Source organism: Fructilactobacillus sp. X2R1C1, from assembly GCF_059901435.1.
In genome coordinates this window covers 1-246 of the sequence record NZ_JBWXUV010000135.1, presented here as the reverse complement: position 1 = coordinate 246, position 246 = coordinate 1, and the positions used below count along the sequence as shown (strand labels likewise).

The 246-nt window shown below is 51.6% G+C and carries 1 protein-coding gene; it reads left to right on the top strand.

The window, feature by feature from the left end; genetic code table 11:
- The coding region (locus AC6UDG_RS07780; RefSeq protein WP_500707002.1) for a DUF305 domain-containing protein at positions 1–246 on the top strand (246 nt) is incomplete at both ends.

Below are 246 nucleotides of genomic sequence, written 5' to 3'. Positions count from 1 at the left end.
GAACCCGGAACTCAAAACTTTCGCGCAGAAAATCATTGACGACCAGAAAAAGGAAATCAGCCAGATGAAGGATTGGCGCGAGAAATGGTACGCGGGAAAACCGGCGGCGATGAATATGGAAATGCCGGGAATGGGCGATTCGATGAAGATGATGATGGGCGAGGGAATGAAAAAGATGGAGGCGATGAGCGGTAAAGACTTCGACGTTCATTTCCTCGATATGATGACGCCGCACCACGCCGGCGC